This is a genomic window from Bacillus sp. S4 (assembly GCF_040838205.1).
Classification (GTDB): Bacteria; Bacillota; Bacilli; order Bacillales; family Bacillaceae_G; genus Bacillus_A; species Bacillus_A cereus_U.
Window position 1 is genome coordinate 1 of record NZ_JBFPJI010000413.1, and the last position, 2588, is coordinate 2588.

The following is a 2588-nucleotide window of genomic DNA, read 5'->3' on the forward strand; positions in this document are numbered from 1 at the left end:
TTATAATAGATTGTATAAATGCAAAGATTCCAAAACCAATAATATATCCTAAAACTATTTCCCATCTTCTCACTGGTGTGGACAATAATCTCTCTAATGTACCACTTAAACGTTCTCTTACAAAAGATACTCCGGACAATATAAATACAAAGAAAAATGTAAAGAAACCAATTAATACGGGACCAAGCCCATCGAACATCGTAATGTCTTTAGAGCCATGTAAATAATCCACTTCAGGCTTCATCATTGATACATCATTCTTCTCTGTACTCTTTTGCAATACTTGAAGTACCGCACGGTTTTTTGATGAATCACTGCCTTCTAATAGAAGATTCATTTTTCCATTTTCTAAATGAATTACTGCATCTACCTTTTGCTTTTCTAATTCCGAAATTGCTTTGTCTTTACTATATTCATAAATTGATGCTTCTTGATTTTTCATTACTTTTACTATAGGAGCAGGTACATCGACTACAGCAATATGCGGTATATAGTCTTTTTGTGTAAATACTAGCGACAATAACCAAAGTAATAACATTGGTGCCCCAAACATCATTGCTAAAGAACGCTTATCTCGAAAAAATTGACGAATGATACGGATGACTACACCATTAACTCTCATGATTCAATCACTCCTTCTAACATAAAGACATCTTCAATTCGTCCAGAAGATGTTTGTTTTTTCAATTCCTCCGGTGTGCCAATCGCAACTAAATTCCCTTCTCTAATTAGCCCTAGACGTTCGCAAAACTCAGCTTCATCCATAATGTGCGTTGTTACAATAATAGTTGTTCCTTTCTTTTTAAGGTCATAAAACTTCTCCCAAATCGATTTTCGAAGTAGAGGATCTATCCCAACTGTTGGCTCATCTAAAATTAATATTTCTGGTTCATGAAGGAGTGCTATCGCCAATGATAAACGTTTTTTCATTCCACCTGAAAAATGCTGTACTTGCTTTTTCATATGCTCTGATAATTGCACAAGTTCAAAAACTTCTACGATTCTCTCTTTCTTACGCTTACCTTTTAACCCATACATCGTTGCAATAAAATCTGCATTTTCATATGCCGATAGTTCTTCGTATAATGCATCAGCCTGAGCCATATAACCAATTCTTTTCATTTCATTTAGATTAGGCATGTTTGTATTAAAAACAATTACATCCCCTGTAGTTGACTCATTAATACCTGCAATCATTTTAATGAGTGTTGTTTTCCCTGATCCGGAAGGTCCAACCAAGCCAAAAATTTCTGCTTTTTCTACTTGCAGCGAAAGGTTATGCAAAACTTCTTTTTTCCCAAAACTTTTTGATACATCTCGTAAAATAATTGAAGGTTGCTGCACTAAAAATCCCCCTTTTCTTTAAAATGAGTGAGTACTCACTTTTATTTTACTCTCGAATTATTATATGTCAAACTTTTCAAACATATATTTTTTCTGTTATTTACTAAATCAATGAAACAGAGTCGACATTAGAATATCTTTTCTTAAAGTCGACTCTGTTTCATTGTAAATTATTCGATTTTTGTTATGTTTTTAAATTTAAATACCTTCTAATTCTAGCAACATCTAAAGAATATTCGATAACTATTTGCTGTATTGGTAATATAACCGTTTCCGGATATAAATGTGCATATTGTAACGTTTCTGCATACTTTTCCAACCGTTTTTCTAAATACTTTACAATTTGCTCAGGATGACTTACTAATAAAGACGTACTATAATAATGAATTTGCTCCTCAATCGCCGTATATTCTTCAATTTCAAATTCTTTATGCATTTGTACACCCCTTTATATTTTTAATATTGCTTAATAATAACTATTTTAACTCGACTAATTTTTAAGTTTTTTGATTATTTACACTATAACAAACTCAATAGGTCAAATTTTGTTACTTTATGTAACGTTGAAAAATTTTAACAAAATTGTAATGGAAACTTGTACTCAAGAAAAACTACCTTTAAATTATTCTCCTGAACAAAAAAGCCATACAGATTAATTTAACTGCACGACTACAATCTCAGGTCTATTAAAAACTCTTTGCGGAATGATACTATTGCCTAATCCTCTACTAACTATCATAGACGTATTTTGTTGTTCATATAAACCCGCTGTATATTTGGGCAGTATTCCTTGATTAGGAGCAACTAATCCCCCGATAAAAGGTAACCGAACTTGCCCCCCATGTGCATGACCCGATAACACTAAATCTACTTGCTCATCAGCATATGCTTCTAAAAATTCAGGCCTATGGGATAGCAATACCTTAAAACCGTCTGAATGCATTCCATCTTTAGCTTTCCTAATCTCACTTTTAACAATATGTTCTTCATCACGATTTCCACTAGTAAATTCTGGATCATCAATACCTAGCAAGTTTCTTTCTTGCCCATCTTTTTGAATGCTTACATGCTCATTTCTTAAAACAGTAACATTATGTGATCAATATAACTCATTAAATTCTAGTAAGGTCCATCATTCACTTTTATTAATAGCTCGTTTTATATTTAATTTTTATTGCATAGTCCCTTTTAATCAAGGAAACGGCAGATTGGCACTTATGTTAATGCAATTGCTATTAATACAG

3 protein-coding genes and 2 pseudogenes are annotated in these 2588 nt (G+C 32.4%); 1 reads left to right on the forward strand and 4 read right to left on the reverse strand.

Features of this window, described 5'->3' with window-relative positions; genetic code table 11:
* From AB3X48_RS20925 to AB3X48_RS20940, 4 genes and pseudogenes are all read right to left on the reverse strand, one after another.
* Nucleotides 1–622, reverse strand: a 622-nt coding sequence (locus tag AB3X48_RS20925; RefSeq protein WP_367959900.1) for an ABC transporter permease, incomplete at its 3' end; no start/stop codon positions are given.
* On the reverse strand, nucleotides 619–1344 hold the full coding sequence (locus AB3X48_RS20930) for an ABC transporter ATP-binding protein (protein ID WP_002032219.1): 726 nt from the start codon (nucleotides 1342–1344) through the stop codon (nucleotides 619–621). The genes AB3X48_RS20930 and AB3X48_RS20925, both read right to left, overlap by 4 nt.
* Nucleotides 1345–1528: 184 nt before the next feature.
* Nucleotides 1529–1780, reverse strand: coding sequence for a hypothetical protein (locus AB3X48_RS20935; protein WP_002017002.1), 252 nt, complete (start codon nucleotides 1778–1780; stop codon nucleotides 1529–1531).
* Between the two features lie 216 nt (nucleotides 1781–1996).
* Nucleotides 1997–2437 (reverse strand): annotated as a pseudogene (locus AB3X48_RS20940) (metallophosphoesterase); the annotation flags it as partial.
* Between AB3X48_RS20940 and AB3X48_RS20945 the strand changes: the two are divergent.
* Nucleotides 2436–2588: pseudogene (locus tag AB3X48_RS20945) on the forward strand (Fic family protein); the annotation flags it as partial. The pseudogenes AB3X48_RS20940 and AB3X48_RS20945 overlap by 2 nt on opposite strands.

Excerpts from the sequence above, each read along its gene's own strand:
- AB3X48_RS20935 (WP_002017002.1), bottom strand. The coding sequence starts at position 1,780 with ATGCATAAAGAATTTGAAATTGAAGAATATACGGCGATTGAGGAGCAA.